Origin of the sequence: Aestuariivirga sp., from assembly GCF_047602625.1 — a bacterium.
Taxonomy (GTDB): Bacteria; Pseudomonadota; Alphaproteobacteria; order Rhizobiales; family Aestuariivirgaceae; genus Aestuariivirga.
Window position 1 is genome coordinate 2,450,127 of the sequence record NZ_JASGGV010000002.1, and the last position, 22,419, is coordinate 2,472,545.

Sequence of the window (22,419 nt, forward strand, 5' to 3'; positions counted from 1 at the left end):
TCACCGGGTTGAAAGTTTTATCGTGCCGTCAACAACGAGCAGGTTTTTGCCAGCAATGGTGACGATCTCACCCTTCGCCTCGCACCACAAGTCGCCGCCGCGCGGCGAAAGATGCCGGCTGTGCAATTTCGCCTTGCCCATTTTCCGGGCCCAGTAAGGGATGATGATCCGGTGCGCGGTTCCGCAAACTGGATCTTCGGGCAGGCCGACCTTCGGCGCGAACACGCGGATAACCACATCCGCGCCATTGCTGCCCGGCGCCGTGGCGATCAATGCCGAGCGGTCAAGAGCCGAAACGCGATCAAGGTCCGGCGCCAATCCCGCAATTGTTGCTTCATCCTTGAAGACGGCGACATGTCCGAAGGGCGCCACTGAAGTTTCCAGAGGTGTTGCGCCAACAGCCGCTTCGACAACTCCGGCGAGGTCCGTTTTCACGAACGGCATCAGCGGGAATTCCACGGCGATCATATCCCCATCGCGCCTGGCTTTGCGTGAACCGCCGTCGGTCAGCCGGAAAGTTACATCCTCGCGGTGATGCGAGGCCAGAAAGACATGGGCCGCCGCCATGGTGGCATGGCCGGCCCCCGGATGGCGTCCCTGCGGCGTAAAAAACCGCAAGAGCGGCTGCTCATTCTCCATCTCATCGAGGACGGCAAGCACATCGGCCCTAAGGCTGTCACAGGCGCCAGTGAGAGCAATATCCGAAGCGCCCTGCGTTCCGGCCAGCACAAAGGCCGGATTTCCCGACAGGGGATCGGCCGCAAACGTGACGGCCTGATAGAGCCTGGCGCCCAGCAGGTTCATCCGGCGGCTGGCTTGTAAGCCACGACTTTCATTTCAACCCTGCAGTTGAACATGAATTTCATCGGGAAGATCGAACGGACGGGCGGAGCATCCTTGAAATAGGTCTTGTAGATGGCGTTGAAGGCCACGAAGTCGCGCGCATCGCTGAGCCAACACTCGCTGTTGACCACGTCATCAAGCGTGCAGCCGGCAACGGCCAGGGCCGCCTTGATGAAATCAAATGTGCGGTGAACCTGTTCATCAAAGGGCATCGACCCGTGGCTTGAGCCATCGCTGAGAATGTTACCATGCTCATCAAAGGTCACGTCTCTTGGGTCGAACAGCCAAGGGCCGAAGGCCGACGTAAAAACAAAATCCCCGGCGCGCACCGCCTTGGAAATCGGAACGGCATGATCGATCGGGAACGCTTTTTTCATCGGTTGCTCCTAGTGACGCCCCTGAATGGGCCAGATATCCACCACCTCGTCCCCCCGGACGACATGATAGGCGCTGTAGAGATTGACGGTCGGATCGCAGTGTGAGGTGAGAAATTCAATCACGTTTCCGACCGGCGGCGCATCCTTCCCCTCGAAATCCAAGGCGCCGTGTTCGTCGCCCATGAACTTGTAAATGGCATTGGCCGGCCCGCCTCTGAGGGCGACCGGCTTGCCGCTGTCGGTAGCAAAGGCCTTGAAGCCCGCGTTCACCACCACACGCTTCGGCTGGTTCGCGGACACCACGGTCGCCGCCACGAACAGGGAAGGCGTGAAGGGATTTTCGTTTTCCGAAATGCTGATGCTGCCGTAGCAGCTGTCCATGAAGAGAAACGAGCCGGGCTGGATTTCTGTGAACAGGCCCAAACCGGCGTCGATGACATGCGTCCCAGTCCCGGCGCCGGTGACGATTGCGGGCGGCAGGCCCGCGGCTTTCAATTCATCAATGAGGGTTGCAAGCTTCCGCGCCTGAATGTTCACCAGCCTCGCGCGTTCGGCAAAAGGCATGACCTGTTGCAGATTGCCCCAATAGGCCTGCACCCCGGCAAATGAGAGATGCGGTGAAGCTGCAATGCTTCTTGCCAGAGCCACGGCATCCGCCGGTTCGCGGCAGCCCGTCCTGCCCACGCCGACATCGAGTTCCACGATCACGGCGAGGCGTGCCCCAATTCCAGCCGCCAGCCCGTCCAGCGTGGCGATTGACGCCTGGTTGTCGGCGGTCACCGAAACATCCGCTCCCCGCAGCAGCAGGCGCTTCAATCGCGCGAGGGCGTCTGGCGATACGATGGGAGAGGTAATCAAGATACCGGGGATTCCGCCAAGCGCCATGGCTTCGGCTTCTTCGATGGTGGCGCAGGACGCGCCGATCGCCCCGGCGGCAACCAGCCTTCGCGCGACCTCCACGCATTTGTGCGATTTGGCGTGCGGCCGCGCGGCAACGCCCAGCCGGCTGATCGCATCCGCCATGATGGCGATGTTCCGATCCATGATGTCGAGATCGAGAAGCAGCGCCGGTGTCGCCACATCATGCCGCCGCATCAGGCCTCCGTTCCACCGTCTCCGGTCCTTGGCTGTTTCCGCAGTTAACGTGTGGAGATCAAAGGCGTCAAGGGTGAATATGCGTTATACCTATTGACATCGCGTACATTTTGCCCCGAATTTCTACGCCGTTCCCGATTGCGAAAAGGAGAGCGCCGCCATAGGGGATGCTCAGAATTTTGGTCTTTCGGAAAGGGATGATCCGATGTCAGTGCCGCCTCTGGGCCGACGCAAACGCTCCGACGACATCGCCGAACTCATTGAGCGCGCCATTTCAACTGGCGAGTTCAAGGAAGGCGATGCCATGCCCTCCGAAAAGGAACTGGCTGAACGCTTCAGCGTGGGAAGGCCCTCGGTGCGCCAGGCGCTGTTCGTGCTGCAGCAGCAGGGGCTGGTTGAAATCACCAGCGGCGCCAGGGCGCGCGTCACCGCGCCGTCGGGCAAGTTCCTGAGCGGCCAGCTGGCAGGCCTCATCCGCCGCCTTACTGCGACGGGGCATGGGCATGAGCACATGGAACAGGCCCGCCTGCTGTTCGAGGCGGGAGTCGCCTGGCAGGCCGCGCGGGTGGCGACGGACGAAGACATCGCCCGGCTCAAGGCGGCGCTGGATGCCAATGCGGCGGCGCTGGGCAATACCGGCGCATTTATCCGCACGGACGTGGCGTTTCATTACGAACTCACGGTCATCACCCGCAATCCCGTGTTCGCGGGCGTCCATGATGCGCTGGTCGGCTGGCTGATCGACCAGCGCACCACCACCATTCATATGCCGGATGCCGACCGGCTTTCGGTCCGCGATCATACGGCGATCTATGAGGCCGTCGCCGCGCATGATCCCATGCGGGCATTTCACGAGATGACCAGCCATCTGCGGCTCATCAGCGAACTCTATCGGGAATCGAAACGCCTGTCGGAAGAAATCCTGCGCCAGGTAGCGCGCGACGTGGCTGGCCGGATCGAACGCGAGCGGGAATCCATGTGGAGCGCGCCGGAGGGCGAGCCTGAAAAGGCGGCGAAACTGTCGGAGAGCAAACGATCGAAGAAAAAGGCAGCAGGCGGCTGATAGGGTCTTCGCGCCCCGTCGATTGCTGCTGCCGCTCAGAAGGGGGAAGTTACGATGACGGTGGTTGTTCTGGGGGCGGGTGCCGTGGGCACCGCAACGGCGTGGTATTTGCGGAAGGCAGGCCATGATGTTGTGCTGGTCGAGCGCCAGCCTGACGCAGGCCTCGAGACGAGTTGGGGCAACGGCGGCGTGATTCACGCCAGCGAGGTTGAGCCATGGTCGCAGCCGGGAATGCCGCTCAAGATCATCAAATGGCTCGGCAAGGAAGATGCGCCCCTGTTGCTCCGCTATGGCGCCATTCCGCACATGCTCGGTTGGGGACTCAAGTTTGCCGCCAACTGCACGCCGGAAAAATTCCGCGCCAATTCGGAATCCAATCTTGCCCTAGCGCTCTATTCGTTGCGTTCGCTGCAGGAAATCGGCGCGGAAACCGGCATCGCCTATGACCGCGCAACGCGCGGCGTTCTGAAGATCTACCGCTCGGTAGACTCGCTCGATGGCGCGCAGCGGTCCAGCGATCATCTCGCCGGACTCGGGCTGACCTATGAACGCGTCAGCCCGGATCGCTGCGTCGAACTGGAGCCTGCCTTGCGTGACACCAGATCGACATTGGCAGGCGCGCTTTATTTCCCGCGTGACGAAGTAGGAGACTGCAACAAGTTCACGCAAGGGTTGGCCGCCGCTTGCGCAAAACAGGGCGTCTCCTGCCGTTTTAACGAGACCGTGCAGAAGATCGAGATAAGCGGCGGGCGGGCAGCGGCGGTCATCACCGACAAGGGACGGATCGCGGCGGACACTGTCGTCGTTGCCATGGGAAGCTTCGCCACGCCGCTCCTCGCGCAACTCGGCATCAGCGTTCCGATCTATCCGGTGAAAGGCGTGTCGATCACCTTCCCGCGCGGGGACTGGAAAGATGCACCCACTGTTCCCGTGATCGATGACAGCAAGCTTTTCGGCCTCGTGCCGATCGGCGACCGCATGCGCATTTCAGGCTCGGCGGAAATCACCGGTTATGATACGGCCCCGGCCATGCCGCGCGCCGAGGCGATCATCGCCAACGCAGGTTACACCTTTCCGGAAATGCGCAAGCACCTCGACATCGCGAAGTCACGCGTCTGGGCGGGGCTTCGGCCGGTAAGCCCCTCCGGCACGCCGCTCATCGGAGAGACGCGCATTGGCGGTGTATGGATCAACGCCGGGCATGGCCATCTGGGGTGGACATTGTCCTGCGGTTCGGGCCGCGTGGCGGCCGACCTGATCAGCGGCGTCAAACCAGGCATTGCCCCGCCACCCGGGCAAGGCATCGTTGCATCCGGGTTTCATTGAAGTTCAGCAAGACGCGCACTGGTACATATGCGGCAAACATAAAGTTCGGAAAACACGTGGAGATGCCTGCTCCGTCATTCTAGCCGGAGTCAGCTTTATATTCGGTCCGCCTTCCGGCCATAAGACTTTGCCGCGGCTTTTCCGGTTATTTTGCCATTTTGCACATCGTCATTGAGGGCGTGGCGGTCTCTCTTTTGCGGCGCGCCGTAGCCGCCGCCGCCTGCCTGTTCGTGCAGCACCAGCGTGCCGCGCGTGATGCGCATGGTCGTCTTGCCGGGAAGAGGGCGCAGAGTGCCGCCTGCTTCGCAAATAAAGTTTCGTGATGGCGCGCCCGGAAGCCCCCCGAACAACCCGTAAGGTGGATGGTCCGTGCGGTCAGCGCGCAATTGCAGAACGGCTTCTTCCGCCAGAAGCCTGTAGGAGCGTGTGAGGCCCAATCCGCCGCGGAACTCTCCCGCACCGCCCGAGTTGGGGCGGAAGCCATAGGATTCAACGCGAATGGGATAGCGCGACTTCGAGCGTTTCGACCGGCAGGTTCGACATGTTCTGCGAAGGGTTGGTGACGCCTTCAACGCCATCCTGGCCAAGTCGCCCGCCCCAGGCCCCGTTGATCATGTCGACGAGAATGAAGGGTTCGCGATTTTCGCCGTGATAGCCGCCGATGGCGACCACAGTGTTTCCGCCTTCGCCCGCCGCCATCACCTTGTGCGGCACGATCTGCGCCAGGGCGCCCATCACCGTATCCACCACGCGGTAGCCGGTGAGCGCGCGCGCCGCGACGGGCGCCGGCATCCGTGGATTGAGGATCGAACCTTCCGGCGCCGAGACGCTGATGCAGCGATAGACGCCCGCGTTGTTCGGCACGTCATGGTCGAGCGCGCAGCGGATGGTGAGATAGGTTGAGGATTTCACGAACGAGAAGGTGGAAGTTGATGGCCCCTCTCACCTGCGGCGACGAGCCGGCGAAGTCGGCGTGGATGTGGCCATCCTTCACCGTCAGCGTGCAGCAGATGGGAATGGGATCGGCGGAAAATCCGTCGCCATCGATGTAGTCGGTAAAGCTGTAGGCGCCTTCGGGCCATGAGGCGATGGCCTTGCGGGTGAGCGTCTCGCCATAGTCGATGAGGCGGTCAAAATAGCCCTCGAGTTCGTCGCGCCCATAGCGCTCGAACAGGCGGCGCAGGTCGCGCTCGCCGAGCGAGCAGGTGGCGTGCTGGGCGTCGAGATCGCCGAGCACGAGATCGGGCAGGCGCACATTGGCGCGGAGGATCGACACCAGCGTTTCATTGCGCTGTCCCGCGTCGAACAGCTTCATGGGCGGAATGCGCACGCCCTCCTGAAAAATTTCCGTCGAGTTGCTGGCATTGGAGCCTGGAACCCGCCCGCCCACATCGCAATGATGAGCGATCACCACGGTGAAGCCTGAGAGAGCGCCTTCAAAGAACACCGGCTTGAACATGAAAATATCAGGCAGGTGCATGCCGCCCGCATAGGGGTCGTTGAGCACGACGACATCGCCGGGTGCCAGATTGCCGGCAAAGCGCTGCATCACCACCTCGATGGCGTCGGGCACGGCGCCCAGATGCAGCGCCACGGTTTTCGCCTGCGAGAGAATGCGGCCATGGCGGTCGCAGATGGTTACGGAATAATCGAGCACGTCGCGGACGATCGGCGAGCGGGCGGTGCGCATCACCGCATAGGCCATGTCGTCGACGATGGTATCGAGCGCGTTTTTGAGGACGGCGAAGGTGATCGGATCGAACGGCGGCGCGGGCATCTCAAGCCTCCTCAATCAAGCGTCACGAGCAGATTGCCCGCGCTGTCGCCAAGCGCGTGGGCATCGGGCGGGATCACGACGGTGCAGTCATCACTTTCGAGAATGATAGGCCCGGTTAGTGTTTCGCCCGCAGCCTCGCGCCGCATCACCGGCACATCGAGCCACCCGGCCTTGCTGCCGAAATAGGCAGGGCGTGTGGTTTTTGCGGTTGTGCGGGTGTGGGTTTTTTGTGCGGCGGAGAAATCCAGCACAGGCCCTTCGGCCAAAGCCGCCACCAGGCGAAGCGCCACCGTCTCGATCCGGTCATCGGAGACATAGCCATAAGTCTCGCGGTAGTTTTCCATGAACGCGGTTCGCAAGCTGGCGGCTGTCGTGTCTTCGGGTAGGGCAATGGCGAGGGAAGCCTCCTGGCCGCGAAAGCGCATATCCAATGAAAATGCGTGGGTGAGGGCTGTTCCCTGATAGCCCTCTGAAGAGAAGGCGTTGGCGGCATCCTGCTGCATGACGCGCACGAGCGTCTCAAGGCCTGTGGCGTCGAACTCGCGGAGGTCGGCCAGGAAGGGGCGGAGAAAATGATGCTCCAGCCGCCCCGCCAGCATGCCTGCAGCCGTGAAGACTCCGGGTGCTGCCGGAAACAGCACACGCGTCATGCCGAGCGAGGCGGCGACGTCGCAGGCATGCACGGGACCCGAACCGCCAAAGGCCAGCAATGTGAAGTCGCGGGGGTCAAGGCCGCGCTCCACTGTCACGGCGCGGATGGCGCGCGCCATGTTGGCGTTCACGACATCACGTATGCCCTGTGCTGCGGCATCCACGCTGAGATCGACAGGCTGGGCGATGTGGCGGGCGATGGCGGCGCGCCCCGCCTTTGCATCAAGGGTGATCGAGCCGCCGCCCAGCGCGGGTGGAATCAGGCCCAGCGCCAGATTGGCATCGGTGACGGTTGGATAGTCCCCGCCTTTTCCGTAGCACGCCGGACCCGGCAGCGCGCCTGCCGATACCGGCCCCACGCGCAGAAGGCCGCCTTCATCGCGCGCCGCGATGGACCCGGCGCCGCTTCCCACCTCCGCCACATCGACGGTGGGAACGCGCATCATGTAGCCGCCCGCCTTGATGAAGCGGCTGGGTGTCGAAATGCCATCGCGAAACTCATATTCATGCGTTCGGCTCACCTCGCCGTTGCGGATGAGCGTGGCCGATGCCGTCGTGCCGCCCATGTCGAAGGCGATCAGATCCTGAACGCCGATGCGCGTGCCCATCCGCGCCGCGCCCACCGCACCGGCAGCCCGCCCGGAGGTAATGAAAAACACCGGCCTGCGCTGCGCATGGGCCGCCGTTGAAAGGCCGCCATTGGAATTGCCGATGAGCAGCGGCGCGGAAACGCCGATGCCGCGCAAGCCCTCTTCGAGGCGGGTCAGATAGCCGCGCAAAGCCGGTACGACATAGGCATTCACCACCGTGGTGGAGCAGCGTTCATATTCTCCCATGGAGGGAAGCACGTCGATCGACGCCGTGATGGAAGCCTCGGGGCAGGCCGACGCCAGCGCGCCGGCGGCCGCGCGTTCATGGGCGGGATTTACATAAGAATTGAGAAAGCAGATGGCGATGGAGGTGACGCCCTGCGCGATCAGAGTCGTCCCGCCGCGATCACCGCATCGACATCGAGAGGCACCAGCACCGTCCCATCGGCGGCCATGCGTTCCTGAACCTCCAGCCGCCATTTTCGCGGCACCAGCGGTTCTGGCTTTCGCCACGACAGATCGAACATGGTTGGGGTGCGCAGCCGCCCGATTTCCAGCACGTCCCGGAAGCCTGCCGTGGTGATGAGGCCGCAGTGCGCCCCAGCCTTTTGCAGCAGGGTGTTCGAGCCAACCGTCGTGCCGTGGAGCACTTCGGCCACATCTCCGGGGGAAATGCCCTCCTGCTGCAACAGGCTCCTGATTCCTGTGATCACCGCCTGTTCCGGTGCGGCAGGGGTAGAGGACATCTTGAGGGGCGTGCTCGCGCCGCCTGGATGGAGGAGAAGAAAGTCGGTGAAGGTGCCTCCCACATCCACGCCGATCCGTACGCCTGCGCTCATGAGGCACCATTGTTGACATTCAACAAGTTCAGTCTCCCGGTTTTAACAGATTTGTCAATTACCGATTGTCAGCAATTTTGGTTGCGCGGGGCGGCAGCGCCTCCTAGAAAAGGTCAGACACTTCTTGCGAGACTCAATGTCAAAACTCACCAGCCTCAAGTCCGAAAAGCGGCAGCTTGACCGGCGCGCGGCGGACCATATCCGTTCGCATATCCTCGATGGCATTTTCCCTGCCAATGGCCGCCTGCTCGAAACCCAGCTGTCCGAGCAGCTGGAAGTGAGCCGCGGCACGGTACGGGCAGCACTGGCCCAGCTCGCGGGCGAAGGACTGGTGAAGCAGGTGGCCTTCACCCGCTGGGAGGTTTCCGGCTCCTCGCCCACCGATGCGTGGGAAGTCTATACCCTGCGCGGCGCGCTGGAAGGCTTGGGGGCGCGGCTCGCTTCGGCCCACATCACGGCTGAGGATGCCATCCGGTTGCGCACCACATGCGCCGAACTTTTTCGCGCGGTGAAGGAAGGCCGGCTGCAGGATGCGACCGACATTGACTTCGAACTGCACGCCGCGATCATCGCTCTCGCGCGCCACGGGCGGCTGGCCGAACAGCACCGGCTGATCATGCATCAGGTGCGCTTTCACATGGTGCAGTCGGGCTTCCTGCCGCGCGACTATGATGAACTGATCGCCGAGCACAAGGAACTGATTGAATTGGTGATCGCCGGAAAAGCCGATCGCGCCGAGGCCCTGGCCCGCAGCCACAATGATGCGGAAGTGAAGCTGCTGACCGCCGTCATCGAACAGGCGGAGCCGTCCAGCCGGGCCGACCGCGAAAGCGCCTGAACTTCCATGCCCGCGGCAATTGCCCAGCCCGCCCTTCTGTTGCGCGCCGGAGATGATGTGGCGATTGCCGCGCGCGATATCGCGGCGGGTGAAACCATCCAGCCATTTGGCGTGACCGCGCGGAATGCCATTCCCTTCGGCCACAAGATTGCGGTGAAAGCACTCGGCGCCGGATCGCAGGTGCATCGCCTGGGACTGCCCATTGGATTTGCCACGTGCGCCGTGGCGCCCGGTGATCACGTGCATACCCATAATCTTGGATTTGAGCCTTCGCAGGCTGAGCACCGGATCGGCACGCGGCTGAGCAACGCAACATCGCTTGCCGCCGATGATATCCCCACATTCCAGGGTTACCGCCGCGCCGATGGCAAGGCGGGCTCCCGGAACTATGTCGGCGTTCTCACATCCGTCAACTGCTCCTCGCTTGTCGCACGGATGATCGCCGATCACTTTCGCAATCCCGACGTCATGGCTGCCTATCCGCAAGTCGATGGCGTGATCGCCCTCACGCATAAATCCGGATGCAGCGTGGCGGAGGGCGGGCGCTCCATGGGCATGCTTCGCCGCACGCTGGGCGGCTATGCGCGCCATCCCAATTTCTGCGGCATCCTGCTGGTGGGGTTGGGGTGCGAAGACAACCAGATCGCTTCGCTGATGGATGACGAGGGGCTCGCCGAAGGCCCGCTGCTGCGCACATTGGTGATGCAGGAGCAGGGCGGCACAAGGGCCAGCATCAGGGCGGGAATATCCGCCGTTGAAGAGATGCTCGCCATCGCCGGCCAAGCGCGGCGCGAAGCGGTTTCGGCCAGCGAACTGATGGTTGGGCTTCAATGCGGCGGCTCTGACAGCTTCTCCGGCATCACCGCCAATCCCGCACTCGGCGTGGCGGTCGACAGGCTGGTGGCCTGCGGCGGCACAGCGATCCTCTCCGAGACGCCGGAAATCTATGGCGCCGAAAGCCTGCTGCTTGAACGCGCGGTGAGCCAGGACATTGGCGAAAGGCTGATCGGCCTTCTGGCATGGTGGGAAGAGCATACGCGGAACGAACCGGCGGGCCTCGACAACAATCCCTCGCCCGGCAACAAAGCGGGCGGGCTTACCACCATTCTCGAAAAATCGCTGGGCGCCGTGGCGAAGGGCGGAACCACAAATCTCAATGATGTCATCGCCTATGCCGATGAACCGGTGACGCGCGGCCTCGTCTTCATGGACTCGCCCGGGTTTGATCCCGTATCGGCCACCGGCCAGGTGGCGGGCGGCGCCAATCTCATCTGCTTCACCACCGGGCGCGGATCATGTTTCGGCTGCCGCCCTGCGCCATCGCTCAAGCTGGCGACCAACACGCCGATGTTCGAGCGCATGCGTGACGACATGGACATCAATTGCGGCGGCATCCTCGATGGCAGCGAGACGCTGGATGAGGCAGGCGAACGCATCTTCCACGCCATGCTGGCCACCGCATCCGGCGCGCCGACCCGGAGCGAGCTGCTGGGCTATGGCGAAGACGAGTTTGCGCCATGGCACGTGAATGCCTGGCTTTGACAGAGTGGAAAAACGCCGATGCCGATTATCCATGTGGAATTGCTTGAAGGCCGCACCGTGGACCAGAAGCGCGAATTCGCCGACATGGTGACGCGCGAAGGCGCGCGTATTCTCCGCTGCGCGCCAGGCGACTTCAATGTGGTGTTCGTGCCGGTCAGCCGTGACGACTGGGCGACGGCGGGAAAGCTGGAGAGCGATCCGAAATAGCCGCGAGTGCCGCCGCGAACTCCGGGTTGAGGTGTTCGATCTCTCCCGGGAAATCCAAGAGCGCGTGCCTGATGACGGCGAGGTCGCAGTCGGCACTGTGGCCGCGCGCATAGCCATCCATGGCTGGGCTTTCCGGATAGCGGCCTTCTGAATGGCGGTAGAGATCGATGCCGCCGATGATGAGCTTCTTCGGCTGAAGGGCTGCAGCGGTAGCGATCATGATGGCGCCGTTTGTCGGCCGGAGCGGTTCCGCTTTGGTGGTCAGCGGTGGCAAGAGATGGTCTGCAAAAATATAGCCCGCGCGCGGCCTCCGCCCGGCCAGAAGATGATGAGCAAGAATTGTGAAGCCGCATGTTGAATCGGGAAAGCCAAGAATGGCATCCAGCCCGTGCGGCGGAACATCCGGATCGGCGGTGAACACCATGCGTGGCCGGTTGAAGCTTGCGTCTTTGCGCCAGATCCAGTTGACGCGGAACAGCGTGGCATCGCGGTGATCGTCCGCGCGCGCCTTGCGTGATGAAGGGCCATTGCCGAGGCAGAGGATTTGGGCGGGCCTTCCCAATGCCGCGCACAAGGCATCAGCCGTTTCAAACCGTGGAGCGCCGGTAAGCGGAAGGATGGCGCGGGCAACCATGGCGGCAATCGGCGTGCGCGTGACAGGCGCATGAGGCAGCGCTTCTAATCTTTTGGCGATGCGCTCCGCCGTTTCGTTGGCCCTGATCGTCAGTGCGGCGGGAACATGGCTTGAATGTTCAACCACCCGCTCATGCGAAAAGCGCCGCTGCACAAGCACGACATCTTCGCGCGGCACAGCGATCACAAGGCGGTAAGCGGGAGAGTGCCGGAGCGCGGCATCAAACATTGGCCATGCCGCTTCGATTTCTGCTGCATCACCTTCGAGCAGGATGACCGGACGGTGATCAACCGGCTGGCCGGGCGGATGGGCAAGGTGGAGGCGCGCCGCAAGGCTCATGCGCCCGTCCCGGCGTGCTGAGCAACCTCAGGCGTAATTGATATACATCGTCTTCTTCTGGAAATAGGCCTCAAGCCCATATTTCCCATCCTCGCCGCCGATGCCGCTGTCGCGCAGGCCCGCGTGATGGGCGTGAACGGCGTCTCCACCCGGGCGGTTCACATAGATTTCCCCGAATTTCAATTCGCGCACAAGCCGCATCAGGCGGCGCATGTCCTTGGTGAAGACATAGGCCGAGAGGCCATAGCGCGATTTATTCGCAAGCCGCAGGCCTTCGTCAAAATCCGTGACCGCCATGATGGGCACTACGGGTCCGAAGACTTCATCCTGCATGATGGCCATCTGGTTGTCGTTGACCGACAGCACGGTCGGCTCATACCAGTGGCCGCGCGCAAAACCCTCGCCCTGCATGCGCCCGCCCCCCGTCAGCACGGAGGCGCCCGCCTGTTTCGCCTGCGCCACCATGCGCTCCACCTTCTCAACTTCGGCCTTGCTGAATTTGGGGCCGACATCGACGAGCGCCATCGGGTCTCCCACCTTCAGCGCCTTCACAGCATCCACAAACCGCGCGGTGAATTCATCGGCGATCTTCCGGTGCACATACATGCGCTCGTTGCAGATGCAGATCTGCCCGCAATTCTCGAAGCGCGAGAGAACAGCCGCCCTCACCGCAGCGCCGATGTCGGCATCCTCCGCAACGATGAAGGGCGCCTTGCCGCCAAGTTCAAGGCGCAGAAGTTTCAGATCATCGGCGGCGCTGCGGAAGATGGCCTTGCCCGCCCGCACGCTGCCGGTGAGAGTGATGAGGCGGGGAATGGGATGGCGCACCAGTGCCGCGCCCATGCCTTCGCCGGTGCCGCTCACCACATTGATAACGCCTGGCGGGAAATCGAGCTGGGTTGAGAGTTGCGCGATCTCCAGCGCCGAGAGCGGCGTTCCCTCATGGGACTTGACCACCACCGTGTTGCCGGCGAGGAGCGCCGGGCCGATCTTCCGGCACATCAGGGCGGCGGGATAGTTCCATGCCGTGAGCGCCACGACGACGCCATGCGCCACGCGCTGGATCCACACCTGCTCATTGGGCATGTCAGAGGGAATGATGTCGCCGGTGATGCGGCGAGCTTCCTCAGCGGCGTAAGTGAGATAAAGTGCCGCGCCCTCGATTTCGCCGCGCGCTTCCTGCAAGGGTTTTCCCTGTTCGGCCACGACGATGCGCGCCAGGCGCTCGCGGTTCTCGAGGATGAGCCTGGCGAGATCGCGCAGAAGCTGCCCGCGGGCCTGGGGCGGCAGTGCTTCCCACGCGGGCTGTGCCGCCCGCGCGGCGACCAATGCGCGGTCGGCATCGTCTTCGCCGCCCTTGGGTACCGAGGCAATCACCACTTCCGTCGCCGGGTTCTCGACCTCGATCCATTCCTTGATGGTCGAGTCTACCCACTGGCCGCCGATGAAATGGCGATAGCGGTCTGTGCCCTTCACGAGTTCCTTCATTGCGGCCATGGAAATTTCCTGAGTTTCAAGAGCTAATGAAAGGCGCCTTCGGGAACATAGCCCGCCATCTGCGGCAGCCAGAGCGTGATGAACGGGAAGATGACGAGAATGAAGAGCGAGACGACCATCATGAACAGCAGCACCCAGATCTCGCGCAGGATCGCACCCACCTTGATGCCGGTGATGCCGGAGACGAGATAGACCACCTGGCCCATCGGCGGATGGATCAGCCCGATCATCATGTTCACGGTCGAGACGACGCCGAAATAGACGGGATCGATTCCCAGTTCGCGCACCGTCGGCATCAGGATGGGAATGACGATCAGCAGAAGCAGCAGCGTGTCGAACAGGGCGCCCAGGACGATGAACAGCAGGGTGACGCCAAGCATGAAGGCCATCGGCCCCATATGCATCTGCGACATCCAGACGCCCATAACCTCCGGAAAGCGTTCGGCCGCCACGATGTAGTTCATCACCACGGCGCCGGCGATCGTGATGGCCACCATGGCCGTCGCCTTTGAGGAGGTGAGCAGAACTTCAAACAGGCGGCGGGGGGTGAGCGTCCTGTACCAGAAGATGGCGAGCATCAGGGCCACGAAAGCCGCTACCGCTGCCGCTTCTGTCGGCGTCACCGCGCCTGAATAGATGCCGCCGAGGAGAATGACGGGGAGCAGCAGCGTGGGGCCGGCGTCGCGGATCGTCGCCACGGCTTCTTTCATTGATTGCCGGGGCTGAGTGGGAAAATCCTGAATCCTTGCCTGCACCGCCACGACACCCATCATCACGGCAGCAAGAAACAGCCCCGGCAGCACTCCGCCCAGAAACAGATAGCCGATGGATGTGTTGGTGACGACGCCATAGAGCACCATCGGAATCGATGGCGGGATGATCGGCCCGAGGATCGCAGACGTCGAGGTGAGTGCGGCGGCAAAGCCAGGGCGGTATCCGGCTTTGGTCATCATGTCGATCGAGATTTTTCCAGGGCCTGCTGCATCGGCCAGCGCGCTGCCGCTCATCCCCGAAAAGATCACTGAGGAGACGACATTCACATGCGCGAGCCCGCCCTTGAACCGGCCGACCAGCAGGCTCGCGAAATTGAACAGCTTGTCGGTCATCGCCCCGGCATTCATCACTTCGGCGGAAAAGATGAAGAGCGGCACCGCCAGCATGACGAAGCCGCCATAGATGCCTTTCAAGCTCTGGCTCGCCACCAGGCCGATGTCGCTGCCGCTCATCAGCAGATAGACGATGCTAGAGGCAAGCATCGCGTGGCCGAGCGGCATCCCCGCAAACGTCCACAAGAAGAACAGGACAAACATGATGATTGCCGGAAACGACATGCGAAGATCCTAGATATGGTTTTGCCAGCCGGAGCGCAGGAGATGCCACAGGCGGATCAGTGCCTGCACAGCAACCGCGATCATGAAGATGAGAAAGGAGCCGAACACCAGGAGGATCGGCCACTGCAATAGCGTGGTTTTACGAGTCCGCAGGAAGTACATGTAGTCGATGGTGCCGGGAATGGCGGCCAGAAACACGATTGCCAGCGATAGGGTGATGAAAATGGCCAGCACCCGCCTGCCTCGGGGCGGGAACCAGCCATAAATCACGTCAAACACGATGTGCTGGCGTTCCTTCAGCAGGATGTCGCTGGTCCAGAACACCACCCACACATAGCCGATGGCGCAGAGTTCGTTGGACCATGACACCGGCGCGTCGAACACGTAGCGGCCGCCAATGCCGATCACGAAGCCGGCGAACATCACCGCAAAGGCAATGACGGCCACCGACTCCGAAAACCATTTCCAGAGCGTCGAAAGAGATGCCATGACAGGTGCGTCAGGCGGCGTTGATGCGGTCGAACAGTCCGGCCGGCCAGCTCTTCGCAAAATCGGAGCTCACGAAGGCGTCCAGCACATGCTTGCGGAAGGCCGCGACATCCGGCGTGGTTACCGTGTTGCCATGCGCCTCGAAGAATGCCTTGCCGTCCTTTTCCGTGGCGAGAACGCCGTCGTCATTGGCCTTTTTGCTGGCCTCCGCCGCCGCCATGACGGCCTTCTTCTCATCATCGCTCAAGCCGTCCCAGAACGGCTTTGAGAAAGTAAAGAAGGTATTGGCCACCTGATGGCCGGTGAGCACCACCTGCTTGGAAACTTCGTAGAATTTCGACGAAATGGCGTCGGGCAGCGGGTTTTCGAGCCCGTCGATGGTGCCGGTCTGCATGGCGAGATAGACTTCCTCGAAGGCCAGCGGCGTGGCGCTGGCGCCCAGCGCATTGCCGAGGAACTGCCAGGCGGCCGAGCCCGGCATGCGGAGCTTCACGCCCTTCAGGTCATCGGGAACATTGACTGTGCGGGGCTGCCTGAGGATCACGTGGCGGGTGCCCAGATACTGGCTCTTGAGAACCTGAATCTGCTGCGTGCTGGCGATCTTCTCCTTGAACTCCTTGCCGATGTCGCCGTCATAGACAGCGTCGAGATGGGCGTTGTCGCGGAACAGGTAACCGGTGGTGAAGATCGAATATTCCGGGATCAGTTCGGCCACATCCGAGGGCGAAATCATGCCCACCTCGAGATTGCCGCGCTGCATCGCCTCGATTTCGCTGCCTTGCGCGAACAGGGTTCCATTATAGTGAATTTGCACGTCGAACGCGCCGGGCATCGAGGACTCGAGCGCTGCCTTGAAGGCTTGAAGCCCCTTTGACTGCCATTCTGAATCCGGCCCCGGCGTTGAAATGCGGATGACCTTGGCCGCCGCATAGGCGCGCGTTGATATCAGGGATACCGCAAGGCCTGCGGCGCCAGAGGCGAGAACCGCGCGGCGGCTGATCCGGCCTGCCATGATGTTGGAAATGCCCGTCATGTCCTGAACCCTCCAATTGTTTTTTCATTTTTCCGGGCTGGTTGAATCCACCCCTGTGTCAGTGAAGGTCACATAAGGCCTGATCACGGTCAAGATAAATGTTGACAATGGGCAATCAATCATCATTCCTGATGGCATCTAAGGTGTCTTCTTGGCCTCTGGCATGACTGTGAACATGAATCCTCCGGGCGGCGCGCTCCCGCAGCGTGAATGCTTTGTTGTTGCGGCGGCCACGCCGGTCACGGCTGATCTCACGCCAGACGCTGGCATGCTGGCTGTCCATTGCCGCATGCTGATGGATTCGGGGGTGGATGGCATCGCCGTGTTCGGCACCACCGGCGAAGGGCCGGAATTCTCCGTCGCCGGCCGCAAGGCCACATTGGATTCTCTATTCGGCCTTGGCCTGCCGCCCCGCCGTGTGATCGTTTCGGCGACGGCGCTTGTCATGAGCGACTCCGTCGATCTCGCGCGTCACGCCATGGAGGCGGATGTGGACAGCATCCTTCTGATGCCGCCCTGCATGTTCCGTTCCAACATCACGTCGGAGGGCACGTTCCGGTTCTACGCCACGGTGATCGACAGGATTGGCCGCAGCGACCTCCGTCTCTGCCTCTATCATTTCCCCGATATTTGCGGCGTGCCGCTGCTGCCGCAGGTGATCCGCCGCCTTGATGAGGCCTATCCCGGCATCATCACCGGCATCAAGGACAGCGGCGGGGATTTTGATTTTACGGAAACACTGCTGCGGTCATTCAGCCATCTCGGAGTCTATACCGGATCGGAGATTCATCTTCCGCAAGCCCTCGCCGCCGGCGCGCGCGGAACGATCTGCGGGCTTGGCAATGTTATGCCGCGGCTTCTGAAGGCGCTCTTTGAAGCGCCGACCGCCTTTGATCGCCGGAAACTGGTGCCGCTGATCACCTCGGGCGATCTCATCCTGTCTCGGCAATCCTTCGGCGCCTCCATCAAATCGGTTCTGGCTGATGTGACGGGAGAGTCCGCCTGGGCGCGCATGCTGCCGCCGGTGGCGGAAATTCTTGGCCCCGAACGCGGCTGGCTGCAGCGCGATTTCCGCGTATGGAACATGTCGCTGCCTGCGGGCACAAGAAGTTTCATGGAGAGTGAGCAGGCAGCGGACGGAAACATCCTTCCGCTGCGGCGCGCCGACCGCAAGTCAAACTGAAGGCCGATCCATATTTCATTCCCATGCGGAGGACTCTTTGGCGCATGCTTTGACACAAAACCCGGAAGGCGCGGTTCCGCGCGCCGCCAGGGCTGAGGGCGGCAATCTTCCCGATCTCGATACGCCTGCCGTCCGGCAGGCCCGCCAGGATCTTGCGGCCTGTTTCCGGATGGCGGCGCGCCATGGCATGGAAGAGGGGATATGCAATCACTTTTCAGCACTTGTGCCGGGTTCGGATGATCTCTTCATCGTCAATCCGTACGGATACGCATTCCGCGAATTGTCCGCGTCGACGCTGCTGATCTGTGATTTCGACGGCAACGTGATCGATGGCGAGGGGCAGCCGGAAGCGACGGCCTTCTATATCCATGCGCGTATTCACAAGCGTATCCCGCGCGCCAGGGCGGCATTCCACACACATATGCCCTATGCGACGGCCCTCTCGATGACCGAAGGAGATCCGCTTATTTTCGCCGGCCAGACGGCGCTCAAATTCTATGGCCGAACGGCTGTCGACCGCGATTACAATGGCCTGGCGCTCGATGAGCGCGAGGGCGACCGCATCGCCGCGGCGGCCGGCGATGCCGACATCATCTTCATGAAGAATCATGCCGTGATGGTTCTGGCGCCCACCATCGCCGAGGCTTGGGATGATCTCTATTATCTCGAACGCGCCGCGGAGGTGCAGGTGCTCGCCATGTCCACGCAACGGCCGGTGCTGCCGGTTTCGCCCGCGGTGGCGGAAGCGACCTACCGCCAGATGCGCGAAGGCGACGCCGATTCCGCGCGCCTGCATCTCGCATCGGTGCGGCGCATTCTCGATGCGGGAGAGCCTGACTATGCGCACTGACGGGGTATCCGCGCCATGACGGCCGCCCTGGTCACCGGCGGATGCAGCGGCATCGGCCTTGCGGTGGCGCGGGAGCTGGCGCAGGGCGGCATGTCCATCGGCATTGTCGATCGCACTGTGCCCGATGCTCAGACGTTCCAGTCGGAATTGCAACACCTCGGGGCGCCGAAGGCCCATATCATTTCAGGCGACGTTTCTGACATCAGTGCCCACGAAAGCTGGGTGAACCAGATGGAGGCGGCACTGGGCCCGCTTGATATTCTGGTGAACAACGCCGGCATACCCGCCAAGGTGCGCGGCGATCTGCTGCAACTCCAGCCCGATTCTTTCGATGCGGTGCTGGGCGTCAATCTGCGGGGAACATTTTTTCTCACCCAGGCAGTTGCCCGCCGCATGACTGCGCGCCCGCGTATTGGCGGGCAGGTGCGGGCCATCATCGTCATCTCCTCCGTCAGCGCCGTCATGGCGTCGCCGGAACGCGGCGAATATTGCATCTCCAAATCCGCCCTGCCGATGGTGGTGCAGCTCTTTGCGCTCCGGCTGGCGGAACATGGAATCGGCGTCTTCGAGATCAGGCCCGGCATCATTCACACCAGCATGACAGCGCCCGTCACGGCCAAGTTCGACAAGCTGATCAAAGGCGGCCTCGTGCCTGCCGGTCGCTGGGGAGAGCCTGAAGATATCGCGCGTGCCGTCAAGATGCTTACGCAATCCGATCTCTCGTTCGCCACCGGGTCGGCCATTGCCGCCGACGGAGGGCTCACGATCGCGCGGCTATAGGCATCGTTATTGAAGCTCCGCAGCCTTCGACTTGGGCCTATTCCGGCCCTTCTTGATCAGCGATCAGTGCGCATCAAAACGACCCGGCGGTTCTGCGAGCGGCCTTCCAGCGTGGCGTTGGTTGCGACCGGCTGCGACGGCCCGGCACCCAGCGTGGTCAGGCGGCTGCTCTGAACGCCCATCGCGACGAGCGCGGCCTTGATGGCATTGGCGCGCTTTTCGGACAGGCCCTGATTATATTTCGCCTTGCCGATGTTGTCGGTGTGGCCGGTGATCTGCAGTGTCCACAGCGGATTGTTCTTCAGCGTCACGGCGATCTCGCGGATGAGGTCTGACGATTCCGGCTGGATCGTCGCCTTATCGAAATCGAAGTGAATGCCGCGCGTGGTGTAGGCGCGCTTGGCCGCCAGCGCCTGCTGCATGGCGGAACGCTGATCGGCGCCGGATGTGACGAGAACGATCTGTTCGGTGCGCGGTGTCTTTTCGCCCGTGAAGCGCAGGGAATATTCAAGCAAAACCGGGTTGTTGCGATTGTCGAGAAAATACAGATCGCCGTCCGCTTTCTTTTTTCCGCGCGCGAATGTGCCAACAACATGAACAACGGGAATGGTGTCGGTTGTTCCGTCGAGCGAGATCGGCATCGTGGTTTTTCCCGCCAGGCGGATCGTGCCGGTCATCGGCTGCAGGGAGGTGTCGGGGATGAGGTCCAGCCGGCTTTGCCCGGCGCTGCGCAGATCATCGATGACCGCCGTGGAAACGCCGATCGCGGTGGTGCCAGGCAGCGCCAGCGGCATCTTGGCGTTATAGCCGAGAACGAGCGTATGAGCGGTCTTCGCATCATTCGTCATCATGCGCCGGATGGCGCGCATGCCGCGCGAGCTGGAATAGTAGATGTCGTAGCTATCGGCTCCGACCTTGGCGAATTTGACCCACGATTCGGCATCCGGTCCATAGGTATTCGTCCATGCCGTTGTCAGCATGCCGCCGTCATGCGGCATGAAGGGGCCGAGGCCCTCCTGCGCGGCGGCGGCTGACATCAGCCAGGGCCCTGCGCAAATCAGCATGGCGGGATAGGCAAAAGCGCGGAAGCGGTTGATTGCAAGTGTCATGGGCGGAACTCTTTTATCGGGGTTGTTACGGCGGTTGGTGTGCCCAGCCTGTGGACGTCTTGCCGATCCGGTATCCCAGATCGAAAAGCTGCTTCATGTAGGCGGGATCGAACGGTTCGGGCTCCGTGGCTTCAAAGCTGGCGGGCACCCAGAGCGCGTTGAAGGCGATGCCGTCGCGCTGGGCATTGGCATACATGCGGTAGAGATCGCCGATCCCCTGCGTGCGGATCAGCGAGGCGATGGCTTTGCCGGCGATCGCCACGGCGCGCGGCTTCACCTGACTGTATTCGGGCGCCACCTTGCCGTTGCGGATGATGTAGAGCGCTCTCTCCCGCTGGGCATTGTGCGATTTGTCGATGGCGCGCAGGGCCAGATTGGATGGGAAGAGGAACGCCTGGTTGCTTGTTCCGCCATCCACCTGCAATTCGTCATAGGTCTTTCCATCCGCGACGACCTTGATGCGCACCGGCGGGAACACGCCGGGAATGGATGCGGACGCGACGAGGACATCCTGTATGAGTTCCTTGCGCCCCGGCTGGCCTGACGCGGCAATCGCCCCGATGTCCCAGACCACGGGACGTTCGGCATCGAGATTGGTTGTGCCGATGAGAAGCCTTCGGCCGCGCGCGTATTCCCGCGCGATGGCCTCCACCAGTGCGTCGTCCACATAGCGCGCCACCAGATTGCGGAGAGGGCCGTTGTCGGCCGCGGAATCGCTGCCGAGAGCGGCGAGCACGCCTTTCTTCCGGTAAATGTCTTTTCCGGAAATCTCCGTGTAGGCTTTCTTCAACTGCCGATCATACGCCGGGCCCAGAAAGGCGAAAGGCGCCACGAGCGAGCCGGTGCTGATGCCCGTGACGATGTTGAACGCGGGCCGACTGCCCGAAGCCGTCCATCCGCACAGGATGCCCGCCCCGAATGCGCCATTGCTGCCGCCGCCCGAAACGACGAGCAGGCTTCTTTTCGGATCTTTGGTCTGTTGATCGCCCAGCAGGGCAATCGCGACGGGAGAAATGCTTGTGCCGTCATCTCCCCAGTACCGGATGTGGCCATAGCCCGGCAGTGCCGCCGCCTGAACCAGCGCCTCGGGCACCGGGTCGCGAAGCTCTTCCGCCGTCTTTCCCGCGCAGGACGCCAGCAATAGGAGCGCGGCGAGGCCGGCAAGACGGGCCAGGCGCAAATGAAAGATATGCACTGTCGTATGCTTTGCTAGAACGTGAAGGTTGCGCCGAGAATGGGCCCCTTCTGGGTGATCTTGTTCACGAAGCCGTCGTGGCTGTAATCGTCATGCAGCGCGCGGTAGCCTGCGAACATCGAGGCGCGGTCGTTGAACTTGTAGCCGACGCCGCCCATCACATCCCACATGAAAGACGACGACACGCCAAAGCCGCCTACCAGTCCCCAGCCTGCGAGATAGAAATTTTCGTTGAGGTCGGATTTGAATTTCACGCCCACCACGGGATCGACCCATGTTGCGCTGTCGCTGGCCGACGTGCCGTCAAGCGCGCCGCCCTTGAAGGCAAACTTGTTGTCGGCCGACCAAAGCCTGGCGCCGGCCACGGCATCGAAGGCCGACGTGTCGCTCATGTAGATGCTGTAGCCGAACAGGGCTGTCGCCATGAAGGTGGTGACCGTGGCGTCGATCTTGTCGGCGGCAATTCCCCTGGGCGTGTCAATCTTGGGCCCGATGCGTGCGTAGAGAAGATCCGTGCTGATGCTGAAGGGCCCTTTCCTGAATTCCGTCACGCCTGAAAACACCATCTCGAGGTTTTTCAGCGTGTCGGTGAAACTCATGTCGACATCCTGCGGCGGAAAACCGAAGAGGCCGCTTTCACCGTGAATGCCCGCCGCCCACACATAGGGCGACACGGTGATTTTCCATGAATCGTCGTAGGTCGGCGGCAGCAAGGCATCCGCACCCCACGCCTGCGATGCGGCGCCCGCCATCACGGCAAAGGCGGCAAGCGCCGGAAGAGAGGTCTTGTTCATGGGGTTGCTCCACAAATCTGGTTTGAAACGAGGGGGA

Annotated in this window: 24 protein-coding genes; 8 read left to right on the forward strand and 16 right to left on the reverse strand. The window is 62.2% G+C overall.

The genetic code is table 11. The annotated features are described in order from the left end of the window. From QM694_RS17140 to QM694_RS17150, 3 genes are read right to left on the reverse strand one after another with little or no spacing between them, the layout of a single operon-like run. Complete coding sequence (locus QM694_RS17140; protein ID WP_415008127.1) at positions 1–804, reverse strand: PhzF family phenazine biosynthesis protein; 804 nt, start codon at positions 802–804, stop codon at positions 1–3. Further along, positions 801–1,220: a RidA family protein gene (locus QM694_RS17145; protein ID WP_415008128.1), complete on the reverse strand. Its 420-nt coding sequence runs from the start codon at positions 1,218–1,220 to the stop codon at positions 801–803. The genes QM694_RS17140 and QM694_RS17145 overlap by 4 nt, the downstream gene beginning before the upstream one ends. Positions 1,221–1,229: 9 nt before the next feature. After that, positions 1,230–2,315 carry a DSD1 family PLP-dependent enzyme gene (locus QM694_RS17150; protein ID WP_415008129.1) on the reverse strand — a complete coding sequence of 362 codons (1,086 nt, stop codon included), beginning with the start codon at positions 2,313–2,315 and terminating at the stop codon, positions 1,230–1,232. A gap of 205 nt (positions 2,316–2,520) precedes the next feature. Here QM694_RS17150 and QM694_RS17155 point away from each other — a divergent pair, with 205 nt between their 5' ends. After that, on the forward strand, positions 2,521–3,378 hold the full coding sequence (locus tag QM694_RS17155; RefSeq protein WP_415008130.1) for an FCD domain-containing protein: 858 nt from the start codon (positions 2,521–2,523) through the stop codon (positions 3,376–3,378). A gap of 54 nt (positions 3,379–3,432) precedes the next feature. After that, positions 3,433–4,704, forward strand: a complete 1,272-nt coding sequence (locus QM694_RS17160; protein WP_415008131.1) for a D-amino acid dehydrogenase — start codon at positions 3,433–3,435, stop codon at positions 4,702–4,704. A gap of 95 nt (positions 4,705–4,799) precedes the next feature. Here the strand turns inward: QM694_RS17160 and QM694_RS17165 are convergent, their stop codons facing one another. From QM694_RS17165 to QM694_RS17185, 5 genes are read right to left on the reverse strand one after another with little or no spacing between them, the layout of a single operon-like run. Next, positions 4,800–5,282 carry a hydantoinase B/oxoprolinase family protein gene (locus QM694_RS17165; RefSeq protein WP_415008132.1) on the reverse strand — a complete coding sequence of 161 codons (483 nt, stop codon included), beginning with the start codon at positions 5,280–5,282 and terminating at the stop codon, positions 4,800–4,802. Further along, the gene (locus tag QM694_RS17170; RefSeq protein ID WP_415008133.1) at positions 5,194–5,616 is read right to left on the reverse strand and encodes a hydantoinase B/oxoprolinase family protein; all 423 of its coding nucleotides are present in this window, start codon (positions 5,614–5,616) and stop codon (positions 5,194–5,196) included. Before QM694_RS17170 ends, QM694_RS17165 begins: the two co-directional genes overlap by 89 nt. Continuing rightward, positions 5,570–6,481, reverse strand: coding sequence for a hydantoinase B/oxoprolinase family protein (locus tag QM694_RS17175; protein ID WP_415008134.1), 912 nt, complete (start codon positions 6,479–6,481; stop codon positions 5,570–5,572). The genes QM694_RS17170 and QM694_RS17175 overlap by 47 nt, the downstream gene beginning before the upstream one ends. An 11-nt stretch (positions 6,482–6,492) precedes the next feature. Continuing rightward, positions 6,493–8,202 carry a hydantoinase/oxoprolinase family protein gene (locus tag QM694_RS17180; protein WP_415008135.1) on the reverse strand — a complete coding sequence of 570 codons (1,710 nt, stop codon included), beginning with the start codon at positions 8,200–8,202 and terminating at the stop codon, positions 6,493–6,495. After that, on the reverse strand, positions 8,109–8,561 hold the full coding sequence (locus tag QM694_RS17185) for a hydantoinase/oxoprolinase N-terminal domain-containing protein (RefSeq protein ID WP_415008136.1): 453 nt from the start codon (positions 8,559–8,561) through the stop codon (positions 8,109–8,111). Before QM694_RS17185 ends, QM694_RS17180 begins: the two co-directional genes overlap by 94 nt. 136 nt (positions 8,562–8,697) lie before the next feature. Between QM694_RS17185 and QM694_RS17190 the strand changes: the two genes are divergently transcribed. The 3 genes from QM694_RS17190 to QM694_RS17200 are packed head-to-tail and all read left to right on the forward strand — an operon-like array spanning position 8,698 to position 11,148. Next, positions 8,698–9,399 carry a GntR family transcriptional regulator gene (locus QM694_RS17190; protein WP_415008137.1) on the forward strand — a complete coding sequence of 234 codons (702 nt, stop codon included), beginning with the start codon at positions 8,698–8,700 and terminating at the stop codon, positions 9,397–9,399. A gap of 6 nt (positions 9,400–9,405) precedes the next feature. Beyond that, on the forward strand, positions 9,406–10,941 hold the full coding sequence (locus QM694_RS17195; RefSeq protein ID WP_415008138.1) for a UxaA family hydrolase: 1,536 nt from the start codon (positions 9,406–9,408) through the stop codon (positions 10,939–10,941). A gap of 18 nt (positions 10,942–10,959) precedes the next feature. Beyond that, entirely contained in the window at positions 10,960–11,148 is a 189-nt protein-coding gene (locus QM694_RS17200; protein ID WP_415008139.1) for a tautomerase family protein, read from the forward strand. Here QM694_RS17200 and QM694_RS17205 read toward each other — a convergent pair. Genes QM694_RS17205 through QM694_RS17225 form a run of 5 tightly spaced genes read right to left on the reverse strand, consistent with a single transcriptional unit; the run spans position 11,096 to position 16,471 of the window. After that, positions 11,096–12,121, reverse strand: a complete 1,026-nt coding sequence (locus tag QM694_RS17205; RefSeq protein ID WP_415008140.1) for a hypothetical protein — start codon at positions 12,119–12,121, stop codon at positions 11,096–11,098. The two genes, QM694_RS17200 and QM694_RS17205, sit on opposite strands and share 53 nt — an antisense overlap. A 27-nt stretch (positions 12,122–12,148) precedes the next feature. Further along, positions 12,149–13,618 (reverse strand): aldehyde dehydrogenase family protein, encoded by a 1,470-nt coding sequence (locus QM694_RS17210; RefSeq protein ID WP_415008141.1) that lies wholly within the window; start codon positions 13,616–13,618, stop codon positions 12,149–12,151. Positions 13,619–13,641: 23 nt separating this feature from the next. Beyond that, on the reverse strand, positions 13,642–14,949 hold the full coding sequence (locus QM694_RS17215; RefSeq protein WP_415008142.1) for a TRAP transporter large permease: 1,308 nt from the start codon (positions 14,947–14,949) through the stop codon (positions 13,642–13,644). Between the two features lie 9 nt (positions 14,950–14,958). Further along, positions 14,959–15,438 carry a TRAP transporter small permease gene (locus tag QM694_RS17220; RefSeq protein WP_415008143.1) on the reverse strand — a complete coding sequence of 160 codons (480 nt, stop codon included), beginning with the start codon at positions 15,436–15,438 and terminating at the stop codon, positions 14,959–14,961. 10 nt (positions 15,439–15,448) lie between these two features. Beyond that, positions 15,449–16,471, reverse strand: a complete 1,023-nt coding sequence (locus QM694_RS17225; RefSeq protein WP_415008144.1) for a DctP family TRAP transporter solute-binding subunit — start codon at positions 16,469–16,471, stop codon at positions 15,449–15,451. A 163-nt stretch (positions 16,472–16,634) separates the two neighbouring features. Between QM694_RS17225 and QM694_RS17230 the strand changes: the two genes are divergently transcribed. The 3 genes from QM694_RS17230 to QM694_RS17240 are packed head-to-tail and all read left to right on the forward strand — an operon-like array spanning position 16,635 to position 19,284. Then, entirely contained in the window at positions 16,635–17,654 is a 1,020-nt protein-coding gene (locus QM694_RS17230) for a dihydrodipicolinate synthase family protein (protein WP_415008145.1), read from the forward strand. Between the two features lie 49 nt (positions 17,655–17,703). Continuing rightward, positions 17,704–18,504, forward strand: a complete 801-nt coding sequence (locus QM694_RS17235; protein ID WP_415008654.1) for an aldolase — start codon at positions 17,704–17,706, stop codon at positions 18,502–18,504. Between the two features lie 15 nt (positions 18,505–18,519). Further along, positions 18,520–19,284 (forward strand): 3-ketoacyl-ACP reductase, encoded by a 765-nt coding sequence (locus tag QM694_RS17240; protein ID WP_415008146.1) that lies wholly within the window; start codon positions 18,520–18,522, stop codon positions 19,282–19,284. Positions 19,285–19,340: 56 nt separating this feature from the next. On the opposite strand, the gene QM694_RS17245 is transcribed toward QM694_RS17240, so the two are convergent. Genes QM694_RS17245 through QM694_RS17255 form a run of 3 tightly spaced genes read right to left on the reverse strand, consistent with a single transcriptional unit; the run spans position 19,341 to position 22,382 of the window. Further along, a complete protein-coding gene (locus QM694_RS17245; protein WP_415008147.1) occupies positions 19,341–20,393 on the reverse strand; it encodes an OmpA family protein in 1,053 nt (350 codons plus the stop codon). A gap of 25 nt (positions 20,394–20,418) precedes the next feature. Next, a complete protein-coding gene (locus QM694_RS17250) occupies positions 20,419–21,588 on the reverse strand; it encodes a patatin-like phospholipase family protein (protein ID WP_415008148.1) in 1,170 nt (389 codons plus the stop codon). A 14-nt stretch (positions 21,589–21,602) separates the two neighbouring features. Beyond that, positions 21,603–22,382: a hypothetical protein gene (locus QM694_RS17255; protein ID WP_415008149.1), complete on the reverse strand. Its 780-nt coding sequence runs from the start codon at positions 22,380–22,382 to the stop codon at positions 21,603–21,605. Between the last annotated feature and the right edge of the window lie 37 nt (positions 22,383–22,419).